The organism is Pedobacter gandavensis, assembly GCF_032678465.1.
Taxonomy (GTDB): domain Bacteria; phylum Bacteroidota; class Bacteroidia; order Sphingobacteriales; family Sphingobacteriaceae; genus Pedobacter; species Pedobacter gandavensis_B.
On the sequence record NZ_JAVTSK010000003.1, the window covers coordinates 473,473 to 494,374 of the forward strand.

Annotated in this window: 17 protein-coding genes and 1 pseudogene; 12 read left to right on the forward strand and 6 right to left on the reverse strand. The window is 40.7% G+C overall.

Going from position 1 to position 20,902, the window contains the following annotated elements; all coding sequences use genetic code 11:
- Positions 1-3: 3 nt before the first annotated feature.
- Positions 4-2,757 carry a TonB-dependent receptor gene (locus tag R2Q94_RS08130; RefSeq protein ID WP_316820950.1) on the reverse strand — a complete coding sequence of 918 codons (2,754 nt, stop codon included), beginning with the start codon at positions 2,755-2,757 and terminating at the stop codon, positions 4-6.
- A 197-nt stretch (positions 2,758-2,954) separates the two neighbouring features.
- On the opposite strand from R2Q94_RS08130, the gene R2Q94_RS08135 reads away from it, so the two are divergent.
- Positions 2,955-4,109, forward strand: coding sequence for an MFS transporter (locus R2Q94_RS08135; RefSeq protein WP_316820951.1), 1,155 nt, complete (start codon positions 2,955-2,957; stop codon positions 4,107-4,109).
- A 91-nt stretch (positions 4,110-4,200) separates the two neighbouring features.
- On the opposite strand, the gene R2Q94_RS08140 is transcribed toward R2Q94_RS08135, so the two are convergent.
- Positions 4,201-4,599 carry a YtxH domain-containing protein gene (locus tag R2Q94_RS08140; RefSeq protein ID WP_316820952.1) on the reverse strand — a complete coding sequence of 133 codons (399 nt, stop codon included), beginning with the start codon at positions 4,597-4,599 and terminating at the stop codon, positions 4,201-4,203.
- A gap of 185 nt (positions 4,600-4,784) precedes the next feature.
- Between R2Q94_RS08140 and R2Q94_RS08145 the strand changes: the two genes are divergently transcribed.
- The 3 genes from R2Q94_RS08145 (at position 4,785) to R2Q94_RS08155 (ending at position 8,767) form a co-directional block, all read left to right on the forward strand.
- Entirely contained in the window at positions 4,785-5,945 is a 1,161-nt protein-coding gene (locus R2Q94_RS08145) for an MFS transporter (RefSeq protein WP_316820953.1), read from the forward strand.
- A gap of 146 nt (positions 5,946-6,091) precedes the next feature.
- The gene (locus tag R2Q94_RS08150; RefSeq protein WP_316820954.1) at positions 6,092-8,464 is read left to right on the forward strand and encodes an ABC transporter permease; all 2,373 of its coding nucleotides are present in this window, start codon (positions 6,092-6,094) and stop codon (positions 8,462-8,464) included.
- A gap of 81 nt (positions 8,465-8,545) precedes the next feature.
- Complete coding sequence (locus tag R2Q94_RS08155) at positions 8,546-8,767, forward strand: hypothetical protein (RefSeq protein ID WP_316820955.1); 222 nt, start codon at positions 8,546-8,548, stop codon at positions 8,765-8,767.
- Positions 8,768-8,776: 9 nt separating this feature from the next.
- On the opposite strand, the gene R2Q94_RS08160 is transcribed toward R2Q94_RS08155, so the two are convergent.
- Both R2Q94_RS08160 and R2Q94_RS08165 read right to left on the reverse strand, forming a co-directional pair.
- Positions 8,777-9,658 (reverse strand): dihydrodipicolinate synthase family protein, encoded by an 882-nt coding sequence (locus R2Q94_RS08160; protein ID WP_316820956.1) that lies wholly within the window; start codon positions 9,656-9,658, stop codon positions 8,777-8,779.
- Positions 9,659-9,661: 3 nt separating this feature from the next.
- Positions 9,662-10,150: a cupin domain-containing protein gene (locus R2Q94_RS08165; RefSeq protein WP_316820957.1), complete on the reverse strand. Its 489-nt coding sequence runs from the start codon at positions 10,148-10,150 to the stop codon at positions 9,662-9,664.
- A 131-nt stretch (positions 10,151-10,281) separates the two neighbouring features.
- On the opposite strand from R2Q94_RS08165, the gene R2Q94_RS08170 reads away from it, so the two are divergent.
- Positions 10,282-11,748, forward strand: coding sequence for a PLP-dependent aminotransferase family protein (locus tag R2Q94_RS08170; protein WP_316820958.1), 1,467 nt, complete (start codon positions 10,282-10,284; stop codon positions 11,746-11,748).
- Here the strand turns inward: R2Q94_RS08170 and R2Q94_RS08175 are convergent.
- Positions 11,742-12,329, reverse strand: a complete 588-nt coding sequence (locus tag R2Q94_RS08175) for a DUF3995 domain-containing protein (RefSeq protein WP_316820959.1) — start codon at positions 12,327-12,329, stop codon at positions 11,742-11,744. The two genes, R2Q94_RS08170 and R2Q94_RS08175, sit on opposite strands and share 7 nt — an antisense overlap.
- Positions 12,330-12,378: 49 nt before the next feature.
- Here R2Q94_RS08175 and R2Q94_RS08180 point away from each other — a divergent pair, with 49 nt between their 5' ends.
- The 6 genes and pseudogenes from R2Q94_RS08180 (at position 12,379) to R2Q94_RS08205 (ending at position 19,162) form a co-directional block, all read left to right on the forward strand.
- Positions 12,379-13,044, forward strand: a complete 666-nt coding sequence (locus R2Q94_RS08180) for a class I SAM-dependent methyltransferase (protein WP_316820960.1) — start codon at positions 12,379-12,381, stop codon at positions 13,042-13,044.
- A gap of 115 nt (positions 13,045-13,159) precedes the next feature.
- A complete protein-coding gene (locus R2Q94_RS08185) occupies positions 13,160-13,963 on the forward strand; it encodes a DUF3050 domain-containing protein (RefSeq protein WP_316820961.1) in 804 nt (267 codons plus the stop codon).
- A gap of 189 nt (positions 13,964-14,152) precedes the next feature.
- Positions 14,153-14,554 carry a BlaI/MecI/CopY family transcriptional regulator gene (locus tag R2Q94_RS08190; RefSeq protein WP_316820962.1) on the forward strand — a complete coding sequence of 134 codons (402 nt, stop codon included), beginning with the start codon at positions 14,153-14,155 and terminating at the stop codon, positions 14,552-14,554.
- Positions 14,555-14,606: 52 nt separating this feature from the next.
- Positions 14,607-16,160: a M56 family metallopeptidase gene (locus tag R2Q94_RS08195; RefSeq protein WP_316820963.1), complete on the forward strand. Its 1,554-nt coding sequence runs from the start codon at positions 14,607-14,609 to the stop codon at positions 16,158-16,160.
- A 67-nt stretch (positions 16,161-16,227) separates the two neighbouring features.
- A pseudogene (locus R2Q94_RS08200) lies at positions 16,228-18,726 on the forward strand (outer membrane beta-barrel protein).
- Positions 18,727-18,775: 49 nt separating this feature from the next.
- The gene (locus R2Q94_RS08205) at positions 18,776-19,162 is read left to right on the forward strand and encodes a nuclear transport factor 2 family protein (RefSeq protein WP_316820964.1); all 387 of its coding nucleotides are present in this window, start codon (positions 18,776-18,778) and stop codon (positions 19,160-19,162) included.
- A gap of 108 nt (positions 19,163-19,270) precedes the next feature.
- Here the strand turns inward: R2Q94_RS08205 and R2Q94_RS08210 are convergent, their stop codons facing one another.
- Complete coding sequence (locus R2Q94_RS08210) at positions 19,271-20,104, reverse strand: DUF6266 family protein (RefSeq protein ID WP_316820965.1); 834 nt, start codon at positions 20,102-20,104, stop codon at positions 19,271-19,273.
- 380 nt (positions 20,105-20,484) lie between these two features.
- Between R2Q94_RS08210 and R2Q94_RS08215 the strand changes: the two genes are divergently transcribed.
- A complete protein-coding gene (locus R2Q94_RS08215) occupies positions 20,485-20,898 on the forward strand; it encodes a (deoxy)nucleoside triphosphate pyrophosphohydrolase (RefSeq protein ID WP_316820966.1) in 414 nt (137 codons plus the stop codon).
- Positions 20,899-20,902 lie beyond the last annotated feature (4 nt).

The window sequence follows — 20,902 nt, forward strand, 5'->3', positions numbered from 1 at the left end:
ATGTTAGAGTTTTAATGATAATTCTGTACCGAAAGTTGGACTGGGGTTAGGATATACCAGAGTTCCACCTGAAGTCATGTAAGTAGGTTGATAATTGAATACATTGTACACATTGAAGGAAAATTTGAATCTCTTTTTTATTTCTTTACCAATGCTGAGGTGGTAATTAGGGAGAATACGCGGGATGTTTCCTTCTTCATAGGCATTTTTTGGAACAAGCAAATGACCATATAAAGGATCCTTTGGATTGAAATCACTAATGGTATGGTATTCAAGTCCATTGTTTAAATAGGCAAGGGGGATACCCGCATTGGCCGGAACAATGGTTTTTTGAAGTAAGGCAAACTCTGCCGTAAATTCAGCAATAAGGCTGATTTTAGGAATATGTGTAGTGGCAGAAATGCGGGCGTTGCTTTGATAGGTAATGGGTGTATTGCGTCTGTAAATACCAATACGGCCATAGTTTGGATTGGTATTGGTGTTTGCGACATCATTGTACTGGACGTTCGACTGGTCTTTAGTTTTTGTTCTGAAAATTCCTGTGCTTAGGTTAAATGAGGTAGAGATGGCCTTGATCGCCGGAGTACTCAACATGAATTCAAGTCCGGAGCTATTGGAATTTAAGCTGTTTTCAAATGAATAGTACGATAATAATTGTTTTTTCATCCCAACCGTTGTCACAGTAGGTTGTTGTCCGGGGACATAGGTCGCCGTATATTCCGGTAAGGATACTACCTTCAGTTGTTCTACAGTGTTAATACCATTGGTAGCGATTTTATGGAAAGCCGACATCGATAGTTTAAACTGATTCAGTTTTAATTGCGAGGTAAATTCCAGGGTCTGGTTTTGAGATGATTTTAGGTTTTTATGAGTTGGCTCATAACGATCCAGGTACAGCAAATAAATACTTTCTTTAACATTTCCATTGTAGCTGATCAGGAGTGGAACTTCCATAAAGGTAGGCCCCGGATAACGTTGTGCTAAACCAGGTGCTTTAAATCCGATACCGTAGGCTACACCCAGTCTTAAGTTATTACTTACCTCATAATTGATGTTTGTTCTTGGAGCGACTGAGGCAAAGCCATTCTGGAAATCCAGTCTAAAACCAGTACGTACATTCAGGTTCCTATTCGCAATTTTCAGTTTGAACAGGTCTTCTGCATAAAAACCGAGATCCTGTTGTGCCAAAGCGAGTTTGAAATCATAATACCTTTCAGAACCAGTAGATTTGTAAAGAGAAGTTCCTGAGGTTGGGTTTATGGAGGTGCCTGAACGTGGTCTGGAAGGATCGGACATGCGACCTAATCCCTTATTCTTACTGTAATTATAGCTTGTTCCAAAAGAAAGATAATGAATAGTTTTACCAGTGTTAAACTCAGCATTGAAATCTAATCTTGTAGAAAGATTTACCGGACGGCCATCTACCAATGAAAGGGCGTCATAAATACCAGAATCAAAATGACCTTCTGTAATCCCTGTCTGAGTAGCATCCGAGTAGATAACATAAGCCACATTTTTAAGTTCTTCTCTGTAGGTTTGCTGATGTCCTTCTGAGTATTTTACATTTAAGACAATATTTTTAAGAAAATCGCCATTTAAACGATAGCTAGTTCGGTTGCCAATACCCAAATTCCAGCTGTCAAATCGGGTCTTGGTGGCTGCCGGATCATCTGGATCCAGTTTAATGCCATCCAGGTTTCTGCCATAATCAAAACTGAAAGTGTTTTTGAATTGTTTTTCCCGGCCAAAAGAGTTGGTCCACATGGTATTGGTATTGATCCTTTGGTAGGCTTTCAGCTTCTCCCTGTTGTCGGAGAAAGAATTGACGTAATTTACACCCAGGTTTATAGTGCCTAGATCCTGTCCCAGTTTCATGCCTTTGGAAAAGCTGTAAGAAGTGGCATTGTCTCTGAGTTGCATGCGGAGATAGGCAGGGCCGGAACCAGCCTGTCGCTCTACGATGACCGCACCATCAGAAAGATCGCCATATTTTGCAGAAGGGACACCCGCAATCACTTCTATACTTTCAATGTTATCTGCTGGAATCTGACGAAGGTCAATACCTCCGAAAGCATAGTCGCCAGAGTAAGAAGTATTTCTACCTCCGCTTAATCCCCAGGAAGATGGACTTAAAATATTAGATCCGGACATACCTGTTAGTCCGGGGTTATAGCTTTGCATGTTGGCATTATTGCTGATGGCTTGTCCATCGATTATGATGGCTACCCCAAAAGAATTATTTAATGCAAACGGATCTTTTCCCCTGGTACGGTCTGCATAAGTGCCTCTTAGGGTAAGGTTTTGTACATTTTGTAAGGAAGGCGGACTGATTTTTCGATTTGGAATCAGGTTCAGCAAATCGTTTAAACTCAATGCCGGAATTTGTTCAATCATGTCCCGGTCAATGATCAGGGAAGAGTTAGAAGAGCCTTCCCCGTTACTTTTTGCACTAATAGAGATTTCCTTTAAACTCAGATCCAGTATTTTCAGGGTGATGACCCCTAAGTCAATTTTATCTTTATTGATCAAAACTGCTTTGTTCTGTTTCTTATAACCAATATAACTGAACTCCAGATTGATCAGTTGATCATTTACCTCGGAGACCAGAATCGTAAAAGTTCCGTCTTTTTTAGTTACGGTATATTGGTTGGTTTCTACTAATCTGACGTTTGCAAAATCAATTGGTTTTTGCAATTCGTCCAGTACTTTTCCGGTAATGACAGATTTTTTTTGTGCAAAAATGGCTGTTGAAGCCATTAATAGCAGTGTTGTATAAAGTAATTTCAATTTAGACTGATTCTAATCCCCGCTGCAAAAGTGTACTTTTTACACTTATAAAACAACTTATTTAGAATAATTCTAGCTAAGACCGGTTGAAATCTTTATGAAGTCCTGAAAATCACTCAATTCGTCCAGAATGATTGCTTACTTTTGTAATGTAATTCTACCATCTAATGATTTCTAAGCAAAAACATCGTTTCTTTTTGAGTCTTTTCTTTTTCATGTCGGGCTTTAGTTTCGCCACTTGGGCATCTAGAATTCCAACGATAAAGATGGCCTTTGATCTGAACGAGGCGGAGTTGGGCAGTGTTTTATTGGCTTTGCCCATAGGATCATTACTCGGTTTACCCATTTCCGGCTGGTTGATTTCCAGGTTTAACAGCAAGGTGCCATTGGCTGGTGGATATGCTTTAAATGCCTTTTCTTTGGCCTTAATAGGCTTCGCACACAATATTTATAGTCTGGTAGGCGCAGTCATCCTTTTTGCTTTTACCACCAGGATCTTTAATATTTCTGTAAACACCCAGGCGCTGACGCTTCAAAAGCAATTTGATAAAAAAATTATAGGTTCTTTTCATGGATACTGGAGTATCGGAGGAATAGCGGGCATTGCACTCTCTACATTTCTATTGGCGATCAATGTATCCATCCAGCTCCATTTTACGATGGTTGCGGTTGCCATGCTAGGAATTACCCTCTATTCTTATCAGTTCCTTTTAAATGGAGATCGTGCTAAAACCGGGAATAAACTGATTTTAAGCAAGCCAGACCCCTACATATTTTACCTGGGCGTTGTGGTTTTCCTCTGTGCCATCTGCGAAGGGGGGATGTTTGATTGGAGTGGAATTTATTTCCAGGAAGTGATTAAAGTGGAGATATTCACTTATGGCTACCTGATTTTTATGACCTTTATGGCGGCCTCCAGATTTTTATCAGATATCATTATTGGTAAAATAGGCATGCCCAAAACCTATATCATGAGTGCGGCATTTATCGTTTCAGGAATTAGTCTGGCGATTATCTTTCCGGTTTTCTGGCTCGCAATGATTGGTTTTTCTTTGGTCGGTTTTGGAACTGCATCGATTATTCCGATGTCCTATGCATTGGCAGGGGCTTCAAAAAAATACTCTCCCGGGATGGCCATTTCTATTATTGCCACTTATTCGATCACAGGCATGCTTTTAGGTCCGCCATTGATTGGTTATCTGGCCCATGCCTTTAACCTAAGGGTTTCCTTTATTATTTTTGCCTTATGCGGATTGATGCTGATCCCGATTACAAGAATGTTTTTCAACCACCAGAAAATGCTCAATCAGGAACCAGACTAATCAGCGAATTGCCTCAAATCCAAAAGCCCATTCGCTTACCAGGTAAGGAATAGGCTTTTGATGAAAATTGAAATAAAGGGGGAGGTGTAAATTAACTATTCAGCACTCTTTCTGCTGTTGATTTTGCATCGGATTCCAGGCCTTTTGCTTTAGACTTTAATTGGTCTACGATATCACCAGCAGCATTTAAGGCCTCTTTTGATTTGCTTTTTGCTTTGTTCAGTGCTTCATCCTTAAGCTCAGCCAAATCATCAGCTTCTGATAGTACTTTGCTTTTTACCAGGTGTAATTTGTCTTTTGCAGTGTCTGAAAGATCTTTCGCTTTGTCAGATATTTTTGATCGGATGTCTGCCCCTTTTTCTGGTGCAAACAAAACACCTATTACTGCACCAATTGCCAGTCCGGCTAACAGTGCTACTACAGGTATTGTCGAATCAGTTTTGTGAGCGGTTAACGAAGAAAGTGCCTTGCGATAATTATTATATTTCATGAGAATAGGTTTTGTGGTTTCATCTAATTGGATGATAACCTGTGTGGTATAGGAACAAGTGTTGTTCCAAAGTGTTTGAAAAAAAACAAATTAACCAGGGGCTATTTGACAGAATGAAGACGGTATAAAGCAAATGATTTAGTTAATTTTGCAATGTGTATTTATTACACTAACTTATGTCGTATATGAAGAAAAGCTTACTTACTTTAACCCTTGGGGGACTAGGAATTGGCATTACTGAATTTGTAATGATGGGCCTTTTGCCAGATATTGCCAAAGATTTAGCCATTAGCATTCCACAAGCAGGGCATCTGATTTCTGCTTATGCCTTAGGGGTTGTGGTGGGTGCACCATTATTGGTAGCAATTGCTGGGAGCTACCCTCCAAAAAAAATTCTCATTGCATTAATGCTCATGTTTACCGCTTTTAATGCTTTATCTGCCTTTTCTCCGGATTATACCATGATGCTTGCTGCACGTTTTCTGGCAGGATTGCCCCATGGCGCTTTCTTTGGTGTCGGATCGGTAGTCGCAAGTAAAATCGCCGGAAAAGGAAAAGAAGCACAGGCCGTTTCCCTCATGTTTGCAGGTTTAACGATTGCAAACGTAATAGGAGTGCCTCTGGGTACTTACATCGGTCACCATTATTCCTGGAGGTATACCTTCGTCATCATTGTGATCGTAGGTTTGATTACCCTTCTAACCTTAAAATTATGGATGCCTAACCTTCCGGCAACTAAAAACAGGGATTTGAAAAAAGAGCTGACCTTTTTCAAATTACCAGAAGCCTGGTTGATCATTTTAATGATTGCCATAGGTACTGGTGGATTATTCTCCTGGTATAGTTACATTGCGCCATTATTGACTGATGTATCTGGTTTTGCAGCGGATTCGATCACTTATATCCTGGTACTTGCCGGTTTAGGTATGTTGGTTGGTAATTTTATCGGTGGTAAACTGGCCGACCGATTTTCTCCTGCTAAAGCTTCGGTTTCTCTTTTGATTGCCATGGCGATTTCCTTATTTATCGTTCATTATGTGTCTTATAACCAGACGATGTCACTGGTGATGACCTTTCTGACGGGTGCAATTGCTTTTGCGGTAGCTGCCCCAATACAAATGTTGATGATCAATACAGCCAAAGGATCAGAAATGATTGCAGCTTCCGTGAGCCAGGCCAGCTTCAACATCGGTAATGCGCTAGGTGCTTTTTTAGGCGGTTTACCACTAGCTGCGGGTTATGATTATACCTCCCCGGTTTGGGTAGGAACGGTGATGGCCTTAACAGGAGCCATATTTGCATGGTTACTGATTTCAAGAACTAAACGATTGTCAGTCGCACAATGAAAATCACAGCCGACTGTTCAGTTATGAACAGTCGGCTGTCCGCTTATGGACAGGTACTAAATTGAAATAGCGCATTTTAGTTCCAAAAGCTCCATTACAGGATATGGCATGTAGATTGGCTATGGCGTATAAAAATACATCGCCTTATGTTTCAACATCACCTGTTACTCATTTATCGCAATTTCAAAAGATATAAAAGTTCGTTTTTAATTAATCTACTCGGACTTACCGCGGGACTTTGTTGTGCCTTATTGATTTACCTATGGGTAATGGATGAAGTTCACATGGATAAATTTCATGCCCACACTGATCAGCTTTATCAGGTAATGGAAAATGAAAAAACTTCCTCAGGAATCAATACAAGAGACGCAACTTCCGGTCTGCTTGCCGAAGCTTTAAAGAAGGATATGCCAGAAGTTGAGCTGGCAGTAACCACTTCTCCTGCTTTTTGGTTAGCAGAGAGTAAGGTGAACATGGGAAACAACCCAGGAATAAAAGCTGCGGGTAAATTTGCAGGAAAAGACTTTTTCAAACTTTTTTCTTATCCATTGCTTGCTGGTAAGATCGATCAGGCACTCACTGGTAAAAACAATATCGCCATTTCTGAAGGATTGGCAAAAAAGCTTTTCAGTAGTACCGATGTTTTGGGAAAGGAGATGGTTTGGAGTAATTCTGAAATGAATGGCGAACACCATGCGCTCATTTCCGGAGTTTTTAAGGACGTACCGGCTAACTCTTCAGAGAAATTTGATTTTCTACTTCCCTTGGATGTACTTTTTGGTGATTCCACTTATTTGAAATGGGGTAATCTGGGACCAAATACTTTTTTGCAATTGAAGAAAGGAACTGATCCTGCACAGTTTAGTGCTAAAATTGAAGATTTCATGGAAAAGAAGGGCCATGTTTATCGTAGGTTGTTCATCAGACCTGCCGCGGATGCTTACCTCTATGGAAAATATGAAAACGGCCTGGTTAGGGGTGGAAGGATCGATTACGTGAAATTGTTTTCATTGATTGCGATTTTCATTCTGGTGATCGCCTGTATCAATTTTATGAATTTATCTACAGCAAAGGCTTCCAGAAGAATGAAGGAAGTGGGAATTAAAAAGGTTATGGGCGCGAGTCGTAAATCATTGATTCTTCAGTATATGTCGGAATCAATGCTGTTAACCTTACTGTCATTGTTCCTGGCTCTACTGGGTGTAGAACTCTTTCTTCCGCAGTTTAACGACATTACAGGAAAGGAATTAATGCTTCATTTTGATTTAAACATGGTCATCGTATTATTGGCCATCGCTTTATTTACCGGTCTTTTTTCGGGCAGTTATCCCGCATTATATTTGTCGGGATTTAATCCTGCGGCCGCATTAAAAGGGAAATTGGGAAAAACCATGGCCGAATTGTGGACCAGAAAAGGGCTGGTCGTGTTTCAGTTTACGCTCTCTGTGATCCTGATTGTGTCGGTGTTTGTGATCTATAAACAAATTGAATACGTTCAGACCCAGAGTCCAGGATATAAAAAGGACAATGTCATGTATTTTGAAACTGAAGGGAAGCTTCAGGGGAATATCGGGACTTTCCTTAAAGAGGTCAGAAAAATACCAGGGGTGATTAGCGCCGGGGGGATGGATCGAAATTTTTTAGGGGACCTGAGCGCTACTACAGGGAGCTTTAAATGGGAGGGGATGGATCCCAAAGAGATCATAAAGTTCCAAAAAGGAAAAATAAGCGCAGATATGGTGGAAACTTTAGGAATGCAAATGGCTGCCGGGAGAAGTTTTTCAGATAAATATGGCGCCGATAGTTCCAAAGTTTTAGTGAATGAAGCGGCTATAAAAGTGATGAAAATCAAAGATCCGATTGGTAAAACATTTGGAATATGGGGAGAAGATTTTCAGATTGTGGGGGTGATCAGGGATTTTAACTATGAATCTATGCACGAAGCCGTCAAACCAATGTTTTTCAAATATGCCAGCAAGGATTTAACAAGAGTAATGATTAAGATGAAAGCCGGGTTGGAGCGGGAAACCCTGGCCGGAATTCAGGAGTTCTATAAAGAGTTTAATCCAGGTTATGTATTGACTTATCGCTTTCTGGATCAGGATTTCCAGGAACAATATGTCGCGGAAAACAGAGTAGCAGTACTGTCCAGGTATTTCTCCGCCCTGGCGGTGATCATTTCCTGTCTGGGTCTATTCGGACTGGCTACTTTTACGGCCGAAAGAAGGCTGAAAGAGATTGGTATAAGGAAGGTTTTGGGTGCTTCTGAAGCCAGTATTATCATGATCTTATCCAAAGATTTCACCAAACCTGTAATTGCCGCTATTCTGATTGCTTTACCGATGAGTTACATCATGACCAGGTATTGGTTGAATACTTTTGCTTACCGGATCGAATTACAAGTCTGGTATTTTGTTGCTGCCGGATTGCTGGCCTTATTCATCGCCTGGTTAACAGTGGCCATTCAAGCGGTTAAGGCGGCCACAGTAAACCCGATTCAATGCCTTAAAACGGATTGATAAAGGCTGTTTCTTTGTCGAAAACACTAATTTGTTTATATTTGAATGCGATGAATTGTTAAAGTTCATCGCATTCATCATATGCCAGAAATCCTCCTGATTTGTGTCTTGCTAATCCCTCAGACGGTTGCCGGAGTCCTCGCTTATAGCATGGGCAGAAGCTTCTGGTTTTGGTTTTTCATCTCTTTTCTAATCCCGATCATTTCACTCATTGTTTTACTGTTTATGGACGAAAAAGGGACAACTGCTACCGGCTACGATCTTGCAGATCATGTTCGTGAAAGAGAAAAAAATAAGCCCTGATTTTCTAAATTAAATACATTCCTGGAGTAAAATCTTTAAGGCGCTGGTCTCTTCCTGAGCCAATGGCAATAATGGACCTCTTAGCTGTCCAGCATCTTCTCCTAAAAGCTCTAGTCCGGCTTTAATAGACCTTGGCAAGCCTTTTTCCAAAAGGAATTTCAAAAGATCCAGCTGTTTGTAAAACAAGGACTGCGCAGTCTTTAAGTCGTTCCTGATGATGGCTTCATACAAGGCAACATTAAGATCCGGGATCAGGTTACTCGCCGCAGTACACCATCCAGTGGCACCTGCAGCAAATGCAGCCAATGCTAATGGATTGGAGCCGTTAAAAAAATCAATTTCATCCCCCAAATCTTTGCGTAAGGTATGCATCCGTTGCAGGTCCCCTGAACTCTCCTTAATCATAGTGACGTTTGGAATCTCCATGAGTTTTTTCAATAGGGCTGGCGACATGTCTACTCCTCCTGTAGCGGGGTTATTATAAGCCATAATCGGAATGGAGATGGCTTTTGCCACAGCTTCATAATGCGCGAAAATCTCTTTTTCATTGAGCTTCCAATAGCTCATAGGTAAGATCATCACTGCGTCTGAACCTGCTTTTTCTGCAAATTTAGCATGGTAAATGGTACGCTCCGTGGTAAGATTAGATACGCCTGTCAGGACAGGTACCCTCCCGGAAACCTGTTGGATCGCAGCTTCTGTAAGGGCTTCTTTTTCTTCATCACTGAGGTAGGGCATCACCCCTGTACTTCCCAATGGAGCAATGGCATGCGTACCTGCAACAACCATCCGCTCCAATAGCCTTTTGAATAGGGGAATGTCTATTTGTTCCTGATCGTTAAATGGGGTAATGGGATAGGCAATAATGCCTTTAAATATGGATTTGCTCATGTTTTATAGGTTTTGAGGAGTAAACGATTCATCTCTGCCTTCTTCTTCCCGAAGGGCTACGCCTAAATGCTGTAATTGAGGTGCATTTTCGCAGGCAATGTATTTTGCCGGCTGCTTATCGCTCTTGTTTTGATGCCTATGCCATGCCCAGACCGGAATGTAAACGGCATCGCCTGCCTGCCACTCTACTTTTTCGTCCTCGATTTCGGTATAACCTTCGCCCTCGATGACATACAATACGGTTTCATAAGTGTGGCGGTGCCTGTTCGTCAGCTGACCAGGTAAAAGGCCGCCAATTGTCATACTTACATTTCTGGTAGGTAAGTCGACAAAAAATACCGGATGTTTTCTTTCTAATGAAAACTGATCATGAACGCCTGCCTGTTCTACATTCTGATGAATGAACTTTTCCGGACGCCTGTAATTAGGACGGGCAAAAGTTTGATGAAAATCTTTAGATGATAGTGCTGTGTTTTTTTCTGTTGTACTCATGGTCTTGTGATTTAATTTTAAACACGATTTAATGATAAAGTCTTTTGGGCAGTTGGCCTTTCGACAAGACAAAATTTGTGTATTTTTGGCCGACTAAAATCATCCAGTTTACACTTAAAGTAATGGTCCAGATGTTAAGACCTTGGAAAACCATATTAAACCTCGAATTCGGTACAGAGAAGTCTGTTTTTCAGCAGATTGCGGATCAATTGATTGCAGAAATTATCAAAGGCAGGCTAAAGCCGGGAATGTCTTTGCCAGGAAGCAGAATCCTGGCTGAGGATTTAGGTGTAAATAGAAAGACGGTAGTCCTGGCTTATGAGCAATTGATTGCAGAGGGTTGGCTGGAAGCTTTTTATAAAAAAGGAACCTTTGTCTCTGAGAAATTACCCAAACAAAAACAAAGGCGTAAGCAGATCAACGAGGATAGCATGTCTGCTTTAAAAAACTTCTCTTTTACTGCTTTTAATGAAGGAGTTCCAATCAATATCCCTACAGATATGCCTTTAATCGTGTTTAATGACGGTTTGCCCGATGTTAAGTTGGCTCCACTGGATGAGTTAGCCAGAGCTTATAAAAGGATTTTCCAGCAGAAAGCAAGATGGAGGATGCTGGGCTATGCCAATGAGCGGGGAGAAGAACGACTTCGTACTGCTGTTTTATTGATGTTGAGCATGGATCGGGCCCTGAATTTTAATCTCAACCAGATTTGTATTACCAGAGGAAGTCAAATGGCACTTTATTTAACTGCTCAGGTGTTAGTGAAACCGGGGGATTTTGTAGCTATTGAAAATCCTGGGTACAGACCTGCATTTGATGTGTTTAAACGTGCAGGTGCAAGGATGCTCCCGGTTAAACTGGATGAACAAGGTATTGATGTAAAGGAATTGGAAAAGTTATGTAAATTACAAAGCATTAAAGCGGTATATGTGACTCCGCATCATCAATTTCCGACTACCAGAAGTATGAAGGCAGATCGCCGCCTGGAATTGTTGCGCCTTTCTAATCAATATGGTTTTGCAATTGTGGAAGATGATTACGATCATGATTATCATTTTGGTTCAAGGACATTGCAGCCATTGGCAAGTTACCAGAATGCACATAATGTGATTTATGTCAGTTCTCTAAGTAAACTGATCGCGCCAGCGGTTAGAGTGGGTTATGTGGCTGGGCCGGAGTCTTTTATTGATTCTTTGGTGGCCTTAAGAATGACGATTGATCGACAGGGAGATCCGGTAATGGAAAATGCTGTGGCGGAATTAATGGAAGAAGGGCTGGTCAATAAGCACGCCAGACGGGCACTGGGCATATATAGAGAGAGAAGAGCGATCATGACCAGACTTCTGGAAACCCATATGAAGGGGCTTGCAGATTACGAAGTTCCGGAAGGAGGCTTGGCCTTTTGGCTGGTATTTAAGAAAGCGGTAAATACGGTTCAACTTGCCGAACAGCTGCTGAAGACCGGGGTGCAAGTGATTTCTACAGAAAGGTTTTCTTTTGATGAACAGCCCTTAAATGCATTGCGACTGGGTTATGCTTCTTTAGAAGCAGAAGAGATGGAACGTGGTATCAAACTGATCGCCGCTGCCTGTTACTGACCGCAAGACATCAATGGGATGGATAAACTAAAAAGCGAAATCAAAAGACATAAAGGAATATAAGTTCTGGTATCTTCTTTTGCGAATCCTGTTCCCTTCACACTTTTCATCATTCCGATATATTTGAAATCACCGATGGCACGTAAAGAAAAGATGCCGGCAATGAAATAGGTGGCCACATGAATATAATTCATGGGAATAAAGCTACCGATCAATCCGGTGTTGGCTACGGTAATGAAGGCAAAAATGGCCAGTCCAAGCGCCACAATTAGTGTTCCTGCTTTACCTGGTTGTAAGGCTTTTTCACCACTACTACATACTGGAAGCGCATTTTCCAATGCCCAACTGCCACCAAAGGCCCAATAGATATGTAAACAGGATAGAAAAAGGAAAATCAATGCATTGATTGCCACCAGGAAAAACATCATCATAGTTATAGCTAAAAAGGCTCGCAATATCGCAATACTTTCGGTTTTCACGCTATTTCGCACAGAAAAATATTTTCTTTCATTCCAGATTCCCGGAATTCTCATTTTCAATAGAAAATTAGAGGCTTGTTTTATATCTTGTGGAGAATTCATTTTAACGGATCAGGTTAATTTGAGCCCAGAGATTTAAAATAGCTCAACTATGGATAAAAAATGGAAAGAAGATGATTTGAAAGCAGTAGGCAGTCAATTGAGTTCGCCAAAAGGAGAAGAGGGCAAGAAAACTGCAGAACGTATGGCAGTTTCTAATGAGAACATGATTAGGCGGACGATAGATGCCATGAAGCTTGCTAAGCAGCAACAGGTCTTGGAAATAGGTCCAGGTAATGCCAGTCATCTTCAATTGCTCATGGAACAGGCAAAAGGCCTGCAATTTACTGGCATCGATATCTCAGAAACCATGATTGAGGAGGCCATCCGGATTAACCAGGAACTGGTGAACACCGGTCAGGCTAATTTTTCTTTGTCTGATGGCATTCATGTCAACTTCCCAGCTCAGAGTTTTCATAAGATATTCACTGTAAATACCCTGTATTTCTGGAAAAAACCAAAAGCTTATCTGGAAGAAATTTATAATGCACTAAAACCAGGAGGGTATTTTTGTATTGGTTTTGCCGACAAAAGCTTTATGGAGCAATTGCCTTTTACCAAATGGGATTTCAAACTTTACGATACACAAATGGTGAAAGACCTGTTGGAAGATGTGGGTTTTGAAGTACTGAAAGTATGGGAAGAGAAAGAGCTTGTGACCAATAATATAGGTATGGAAGTTAAAAGGGACATCATCGTGATCACTGCAGGGAAGTAGAATCAAAATAGGCCGGTATTTCGTATTGAAATTAGGCTAGTGTCATTTTTTATGATTTTTGCCGGCTAAGGATATTCCATCGTGCTGAATGTATACATTTGCATTTTTTACGACCATGGAAAACAAAATTAATACAACACTAGAAAAAATTCAGGCCAATATTGAACCCTTAAGACAGGAGATCATTCAACATAAAGTGTATGGACTGATCAATGACCTGGAAGATTTAAGGATCTTTATGGAATACCATATTTATGCAGTCTGGGACTTTATGTCTTTGTTGAAAGCCTTGCAAATTAACCTTACCTGTACAAGTATTCCATGGTTCCCGGTAGGTTCCGGAAATACCCGCGCTTTAATTAATGAAATTGTAGCCGGCGAAGAATCGGACCTGGATGCACTAGGGGATAAGAAAAGTCATTTTGAGATGTATCTGGACGCAATGGCGCAATGTGGAGCAGATACCAGTGCCATCGGAAGGTTTCTGGATGCTTTAAAATCAGCTGAAACTATGGATGCAGCCTATGAGTTGGCAGGTACACCGGCCGAAGCCAGAGAATTTGTTGACTTTACATTCCAGGTAATTCATGAAAACCAGGCGCATGTGCAAGCCAGTACTTTTACTTTTGGCAGGGAAGATCTGATTCCAAATATGTTTCTAACGATGGTCAACGATTTAAATCAGAAGTTTCCGGATCAGCTTTCTTTATTTAAATACTATCTTGATCGCCATATAGAAGTAGATGGAGATCACCATAGCCATCTGGCATTGGAAATGACGGCTGAACTTTGTGGTACAAATGAAGCGCATTGGTTGGCAGCTGAAGAAATGAGTATGGAGTCGCTAAGAAAGAGAATCCGACTTTGGGATGCTGCATATCAGGCCATATTAAGTCGTAGAAACAAGGCTAAAATTTAATTTTAAAAAAAATACATTATATATAAGTTGTATTCAGCTGATGGTAATTGAAGGAAAAGGGCATTAAACTATAGTTTAATGCCCTTTTTTCATTTTATTGCATTGGTTTTTAGTGTTTTAATCCATGTAGTTTTTAAAAATAATCATCCTAAGTCTTGTTTCGTACGAAAAGTTTCCTACCTTTAGATTATGGAAGAGATTCAATCTAAAAACCCGAAGCTAATAGAACCAACAAAAGCAGAATTAGAGATCCTGCAGGTATTATGGGAGCAAGGTCCATCTACCGTTCGTCTGGTCAATGATAAATTAAATGAATTTAGGGAGGTCAATTACACTTCTACTTTGAAGTTAATGCAGATCATGGCAGAAAAGGGGATCCTTAGCCGCGATGAAAGTCAGATGAAACATATTTATCATGTGATGGAAAAAGAACAGACCACCAAAGACTTTCTATTAGACAAGTTTATAGACACCATGTACAATGGCTCAGCCGGTCGGTTGATGATGCAGCTGATGGGAAATAAGAAAACCTCAAAAGAAGATCTGGAGGCGATCAAATCCATGTTGAATCAATTGGAAAAAAACGTTTAAAAAGTATCGTATATCTTTCAAATAAATGGTAAATCCTTAAAGAACCACAGGAATGGAAAACATCATTTTTAAAACTTTATTACACTCACTTTGGCAAGGATTAGTTCTTGCCCTCCTCACTGCAGCTGTGCTGATTTTCACGAGTAAATCCAGCGCCAGATTACGTTACAATTTATTGATTTCTTGTCTGGTATTATTCTCAGTAGCTATTTTTGCCAGCTTTATCTATGAATGGCGAATGGAGGCGACATGGAATGCCGCTGGAAATAATGGCCATAACACCGCTACTTTAACTCATGGACGCTGGCCATCCTTTATTTTACCAGGTTTAAATGGCGGAGAAAATGAGGCGATCGCTACAGTGCAGCAGCCCTGGATCTGGATGCAGAAAATATGGTCTTTCTTTAATTCTTATGCCACTACAATTGTGTTGATATGGCTTCTGGTGATCTCTGCAAAGAGCATTCAGTTGTTGACGGGATTGTACAGCATTAAGAGAATCCGAAACACTAAAATTACTGCGGCCGGACAATACTGGGACCATAAAGTTCAGGAACTTTCGCTTCAATTTGGTATCCCTAAGCTGGTAAAGATCGTACAATCTGGCCTGGTGAATGTACCAATGGTAGTGGGCTATTTTAAGCCCTTGATCCTGATTCCGATCGGTTTACTCAATAACCTTTCAAAAGAAGAGGTCGAGGCGATCATTTGTCATGAACTCGCACATGTGAAGAGAAGGGATTACCTGGTCAACATCCTCCAAAGTGTTATGGAATTGCTGTTTTTCTTTAATCCGGCTGTGACCTGGATCAGTGGATTGATCAGGGAAGAAAGGGAAAGTTGCTGTGATGACCTGGCGGTCCTGAATACAAATAACAAGGCTGGGTACATCAGGGCCCTGGTTTCTTTTGAAGAGTTTCAAATGAATAAGCCAGAATATGCAATGGGCATAGCTGAACATCCTAACCAACTGGTAAAACGGGTAAAAAGAATGGTCTCCAATGACCGGCCTACCTTAAGTAAAATGGAACAACGCCTGATGGCGGTGGCTCTTGTTGCGGTGCTGAGCTTAAGTATGGCCTTTTCATCTGCAGTCCAACGTCCTGTTCCTTCCGCAATTCAGGAAAATAATCAGCAATCACCAAATACCATTGTCGCCAGGCCGATAAATAAGAAAATTTCTAAAACTGAGCAGGAAAGCTCATCAACTGTAAAGAAGCATTCAGTTCTTGAAAGGATGGCTGTTGCCACCCAAAAGGTATTGATAGATGCCGGAAAGAAAATTATTGAACCTGCAAAGACAAAGACGGTCATAGACAGGGCTGAGTCTAAACACGAAAAATCAACGATTACCAGGGGATTTGTTTCGGATGATGATAGCGCTAAACGTTATAACGAGAAAACTCATGACCGTATTTTGGATGATTTGATCAAAGATCATTTAGTGGGGCGATATGAAACACTTTCTTTTGAAATGAATAAAGATCAGTTTCTTTTGAAAGGAGAAGAACTTCCGGAGGAAATCCGAAAAAGATATGCTAATAAGTACATCAAAAGTCCTGATTGGATCATTTCCTATAAGCAGGAATTTGAGTCAAATCATTAATGTAAATGTTCATTTGATCTGTTTTTACGCTATGTAAAGCGCTTTTTTCAAATTAATTCTTAATTAAATGAAAGTATTGATTGCGGCATTTTTGGTCGCCTGGCTGAGTACAGCCCAAATTTTAGCCTTTGGTCAAATCCAGGGTTCCATTAAACCGGCCCCGGTTTCCAAGAAACTACAGGGCGCAGGACAGATTTCAGGAAAGGTATTGAAGGGCTCAGGAGAGGCTTTTGACCTGGCCACCGTAGCCCTGATCCTGGCCAGCGATAGTAGTCTTTTGAAAAGCACTTTTACAGGAGAGGATGGAAGTTTTTCTTTTGACCTTTTGACTGAGGGAAGTTATCAATTGAGAATTTCTGCGATGGGTTATGAGAATTTACAGACTGCCCTGCTTATCCTGAAAGGATCGGAGATGAAGATTCAGCTGCCAGGATTGATACTCCAACCAGGAACAAAAGAGCTCAAAGAGGTGGCTGTTGTAGGTAAAAAAGCATTTATTGAACGTAAAATTGACCGAACGGTGGTCAATGTAGATGCCTTGATCGCCAATTCCGGAACTACCGCAATGGATGTATTGGAGAAATCTCCGGGCGTACTCGTGGATCAGAACGGGCTGATCAGTCTGAAGGGAAAACAAAGCGTTACCATTTTTATTGATGGTAAACCCAGCTATTTATCGGGAGCTGATCTGGAGAATTACCTGAGGTCTTTGCCTTCTTCTGCATTGGATCAGATTGAGTTGATGACCAATCCTCCGGCAAAATACGATGCCGCAGGAAAAGGTGGTGTGATCAATATCAAAACACGTAAAACGAATCAGGCGGGTTGGAATGGGGGATTAAATCTGGGCTATACCCAGGGAGAGTTGCCCAGGACTAATAACAGCTTCAATATCAACTTCAGGAAGAATAAACTGAACTTCTTTAGCAACCTGAATTACAATTACCAGAATTACTTTACTGACCTCGACTTGTTTCGCCGATATAAAAATGATGATGGCAGTACGCAGTCATTTTTTGAGCAAAACAGTTATATACGTAGAAAGGGGAATGCGTTTACCGGGAAAATTGGAATGGACTATTACCAGTCTGAGAAAAGTACCTGGGGCCTGGTCCTGACCGGAATGGATAGAGCTGGTCAGCAAACTACAGATAATGTCAGTCAGCTTTTAAATTCAGGTCGGGAACTGGATTCTGTGGTGAAAGCGCTCAGTAAAGAAAAACAAAGTTTTAAAAATTTAGGACTCAACCTGAACTATCGCCATGATTTTGATAAATCTGGTCAGCAAATTGCCCTGGATGCGGATTATCTGGTCTACAAAACAAATAACCGTCAGCGGATCTTTAATTCTTCTTTTTTACCTGATCAAAGTTTAAAATCTGAAGATATCCTCCTTGGAGAATTACCCGCAAATATTAAAATTTATTCCCTTAAAGCAGATTATACCAAGCCTTTTAAAGACAAGTGGAAATTGGAGGCTGGTTTAAAATCCAGTTATACCAGGACCGATAATGTGGCTGAATATAGCTACACAATTGCGAACGTCACACGTCCGGATTATCAAAAGAGTAACCATTTCATTTATAAAGAGAACATCAATTCCGGATATTTGAATTTGAGCAGGGAAACTGGAAAATGGTCTATACAATTTGGATTACGTGCAGAAAACACGAATTCTGATGGTCATCAGCTGGGGAATCCTTTGAAACCGGATTCAGCTTTCAATAGAAACTATACGAGTCTGTTTCCTACGGCCTATATATCTTACAAGCTGGATACCTTAGGCAATAACCAGATCGGGTTAAATTATGGCAGGAGAATAGACCGTCCTTATTTCCAGGACTTAAATCCATTTATTTCTCCCCTCGACAAGTTTACTTATTACGAAGGAAATCCTTTCCTAAATCCATCATTTACCAATAGCATTGAGCTGTCGCATACTTTTAAGAATAAAATTACCACCACTTTGAGCTATAGTGATACGAAGGACGAGGTCAATGAAACCATTGAGATCCGGGACGGAATCTATTACAGCAGACCCGGAAATATTGGAAGGAAAATAGTGAAAAGTTTGAGTGTAAATTCCGGATTGGATTTATTTCCATGATTAAACTGGCAGTTTTATGGTGAATTAACCAATTTAGATGCCAAGAGTGAGGATTTTTATAGTGGTGCTTTACATACTAAAGGGACTTTCTTCTCCACCAATAATAGTTTTCAATTTAAGTTGTCTGAAAGCTGGACTTCAGAGTTTAGCGGATTTTACCGGACCAAAATTACCGATGCGCAGTTCGTTATTGGCCGGATGTATGGATTTAATGCAGGGATTCAAAAGAAACTCTCGCCAGCTTCTACGATAAAAATAAATGGTAATGACCTTTTTTATACCAGGATTGTCAATGGAAGGATCAATAACCTCAGAAATACGGAAGCAGGCTGGCGTAACCGTTCCGATTCCAGAAATGTGGTCCTCAGTTATAGCTATCGTTTTGGAAAAACACTTTCCGGATTAAGAAAACATAAGAATACAGGTGCAGAAGCTGAGCAAAATAGGGTGAAAAATTAATATTTTCACCATCTTAGCGGATCAACAAACAAGACGAAGCTAATTTTTTATGAGTTCAGTATCATTTTTTAAAAGACAAGAAGAAGAGGCCATCCGACTTTCCAGAATGGATTCAAATATGTCCATTTCTAACCAGGATGTTGCAGGTGTAGCCAAATATTGGATGGATGATATCATTGTGATTTCCGGAGAAGGAGGGCAGTATTCAGGGAAAGCGAAATTATTGAAAACATGGAAAGAGATGTTTGCTAAGAAACCACCATTGTTCGAACGTATTCCTTCCAGTATCGTAATTGGCGATAGTGGTATTCTAGCCTGGGAAACCGGCACCTGGAATTATAAAACTGAGCCTTTTAGAGGTAATTACTCAGCGATGTGGCGTAAAATTAATGGCGTATGGTTAACCCAATCGGAATTATTCGTTTCTCTCGATTAACAATTTTAAGCCAACAGGCTGGGAGTAGTTTCCACTAATAGTCATTTTAAATCCGTTTATTGTCCATTGACCAATGGAACGATAAGCGGATTTTTAGATGAGTGCTATTTAGACCGGCTTCCCGGGTAGGTGTTCGAGCTTCTCTTTGAGCGCCAAATATTCTTTTTCTAACACTCTAAAGGCTTTTGTACGTGGTTTCATTCCATATTCGTCCTTAATCTGAGTTCTATAGCTGCTTGCCACCTGATCAAAGCGCTCTTTTACCTGCTGGTATTTTTTTTCGTCAGTTTTTTCTTTCTCAGTTTTAACCTCCCCGTTTAAATTACCCAGGTAAACACTATCAGATACACTTTCTCCATCTGCAGAGATGAAAGCGATATAAGGCTCTATCTGCTGGCTAAGCTGCTCTTCTAACAATGGCAGAAAACACTTTCCTTCAGATCTTCTGGCAATATTCAGGTATTCGCGGTCTCTTCCGGTTTCCGGAAAACAGAGCATCACCATCACGCTATCATTGTGTTGTAATTCATAGCTATGGGTCGGATCCCAGCTGATTTCCAATCCGCCTGCTACCTTAACGATTTTTAAATCCCGGGTTGCAGGCATGCTGCCTTCGCTCAGTTTAACTTTCGTATAATCTACACTGATATTGGGATATTCACCCTTTAAAGCGTGTTTTTTCAGGTAGGAGGTGGCCAGATTGTGTGCATTGTGCACTGTCCCTTTGGCCTGTAAGCCGAATCCCAATTTGATAAAGCCGGTCATACGGCTCAGCAATTTCATGGTGACAGACATTTTCTGGTAATTGGCCAGTTGAAGTAAACTGGGATTGCCTTTATGGCCAATCAAGCGGACTACCGGTTGCCCATTGAGCATATAATACACCAGATTGCCTACTTTTCCTTTGAAGTGGCCATGTGGGCCGTTTACAGCTATTGCCATATGAGCGTCGTTAATGGTTTAGTGTTCAGTTAACTATCGTTCGAGATGAACTGTATGAAGATAATAAAAAACTTTATAGTGATCAGTAAAAGAGGCTATATTTTTTTAAGGAAGATTCAATCACCTAATGGGTTTATTAAAGAGGCTGATTGGGCTATAAGCTATATTAGGCCCTATCAACCTCCAATGGGCTATCGAGTAATATTCACTTAATTATAACCTCAGTAGCAGCGCATATCCTAATGACTAAGGTTTCAGGGAGCAGAAATATTTGACTTAAGCTGGACTGAGCAGGAAGGAATTTTAAGATAAATCTAAATATCGGGGAATTTTTACTGTTAATCGAATCTGGTACCGGCATTCTTTAATTATCTTCGCCTATGATTGAAGTTTGTTGTGCAATTATCATCAATGAAGAGGGACTTGTGTTGGTGACTCAGCGTAGTGCTACCATGTCTATGCCTTTGAAAATGGAATTTCCTGGTGGTAAGATAGAACCCGGGGAGCGTCCCGAAGCCTGCCTGATCAGAGAAATAAAGGAAGAGCTGGATTTAACCATCGAAATCATTGCCAAAGGGCAGGAGGTAATTCATGATTATCCGGCATTCTCTATTTCATTACTTCCTTTTGTCTGCCGGATTGTAGAAGGTAGCCTACTATTGAAAGAGCATGCTGCTTATGCTTGGATGGAGCCTTCAGATTTGTTAAATTGCGATTGGGCGGAAGCTGATATTCCTGTTGTACATCAGTATCTGAATCCATCAATTCACCTATCATCAATAACGAATAAATAGAATT

What these genes read in the sequence shown, in the direction of transcription:
- R2Q94_RS08180 (WP_316820960.1), top strand. Translation starts at nt 12,379, where the DNA reads ATGGATAAAAAATGGAAAGAAGATGATTTGAAAGCAGTAGGCAGTCAA.
- R2Q94_RS08150 (WP_316820954.1), top strand. Translation starts at nt 6,092, where the DNA reads ATGTTTCAACATCACCTGTTACTCATTTATCGCAATTTCAAAAGATAT.
- R2Q94_RS08195 (WP_316820963.1), top strand. Translation starts at nt 14,607, where the DNA reads ATGGAAAACATCATTTTTAAAACTTTATTACACTCACTTTGGCAAGGA.
- R2Q94_RS08185 (WP_316820961.1), top strand. Translation starts at nt 13,160, where the DNA reads ATGGAAAACAAAATTAATACAACACTAGAAAAAATTCAGGCCAATATT.
- R2Q94_RS08140 (WP_316820952.1), bottom strand. Translation starts at nt 4,599, where the DNA reads ATGAAATATAATAATTATCGCAAGGCACTTTCTTCGTTAACCGCTCAC.
- R2Q94_RS08175 (WP_316820959.1), bottom strand. Translation starts at nt 12,329, where the DNA reads ATGAATTCTCCACAAGATATAAAACAAGCCTCTAATTTTCTATTGAAA.
- R2Q94_RS08205 (WP_316820964.1), top strand. Translation starts at nt 18,776, where the DNA reads ATGAGTTCAGTATCATTTTTTAAAAGACAAGAAGAAGAGGCCATCCGA.
- R2Q94_RS08160 (WP_316820956.1), bottom strand. Translation starts at nt 9,658, where the DNA reads ATGAGCAAATCCATATTTAAAGGCATTATTGCCTATCCCATTACCCCA.
- R2Q94_RS08170 (WP_316820958.1), top strand. Translation starts at nt 10,282, where the DNA reads ATGTTAAGACCTTGGAAAACCATATTAAACCTCGAATTCGGTACAGAG.
- R2Q94_RS08190 (WP_316820962.1), top strand. Translation starts at nt 14,153, where the DNA reads ATGGAAGAGATTCAATCTAAAAACCCGAAGCTAATAGAACCAACAAAA.
- R2Q94_RS08165 (WP_316820957.1), bottom strand. Translation starts at nt 10,150, where the DNA reads ATGAGTACAACAGAAAAAAACACAGCACTATCATCTAAAGATTTTCAT.
- R2Q94_RS08155 (WP_316820955.1), top strand. Translation starts at nt 8,546, where the DNA reads ATGCCAGAAATCCTCCTGATTTGTGTCTTGCTAATCCCTCAGACGGTT.
- R2Q94_RS08145 (WP_316820953.1), top strand. Translation starts at nt 4,785, where the DNA reads ATGAAGAAAAGCTTACTTACTTTAACCCTTGGGGGACTAGGAATTGGC.
- R2Q94_RS08135 (WP_316820951.1), top strand. Translation starts at nt 2,955, where the DNA reads ATGATTTCTAAGCAAAAACATCGTTTCTTTTTGAGTCTTTTCTTTTTC.
- R2Q94_RS08210 (WP_316820965.1), bottom strand. Translation starts at nt 20,104, where the DNA reads ATGGCAATAGCTGTAAACGGCCCACATGGCCACTTCAAAGGAAAAGTA.
- R2Q94_RS08130 (WP_316820950.1), bottom strand. Translation starts at nt 2,757, where the DNA reads ATGGCTTCAACAGCCATTTTTGCACAAAAAAAATCTGTCATTACCGGA.
- R2Q94_RS08215 (WP_316820966.1), top strand. Translation starts at nt 20,485, where the DNA reads ATGATTGAAGTTTGTTGTGCAATTATCATCAATGAAGAGGGACTTGTG.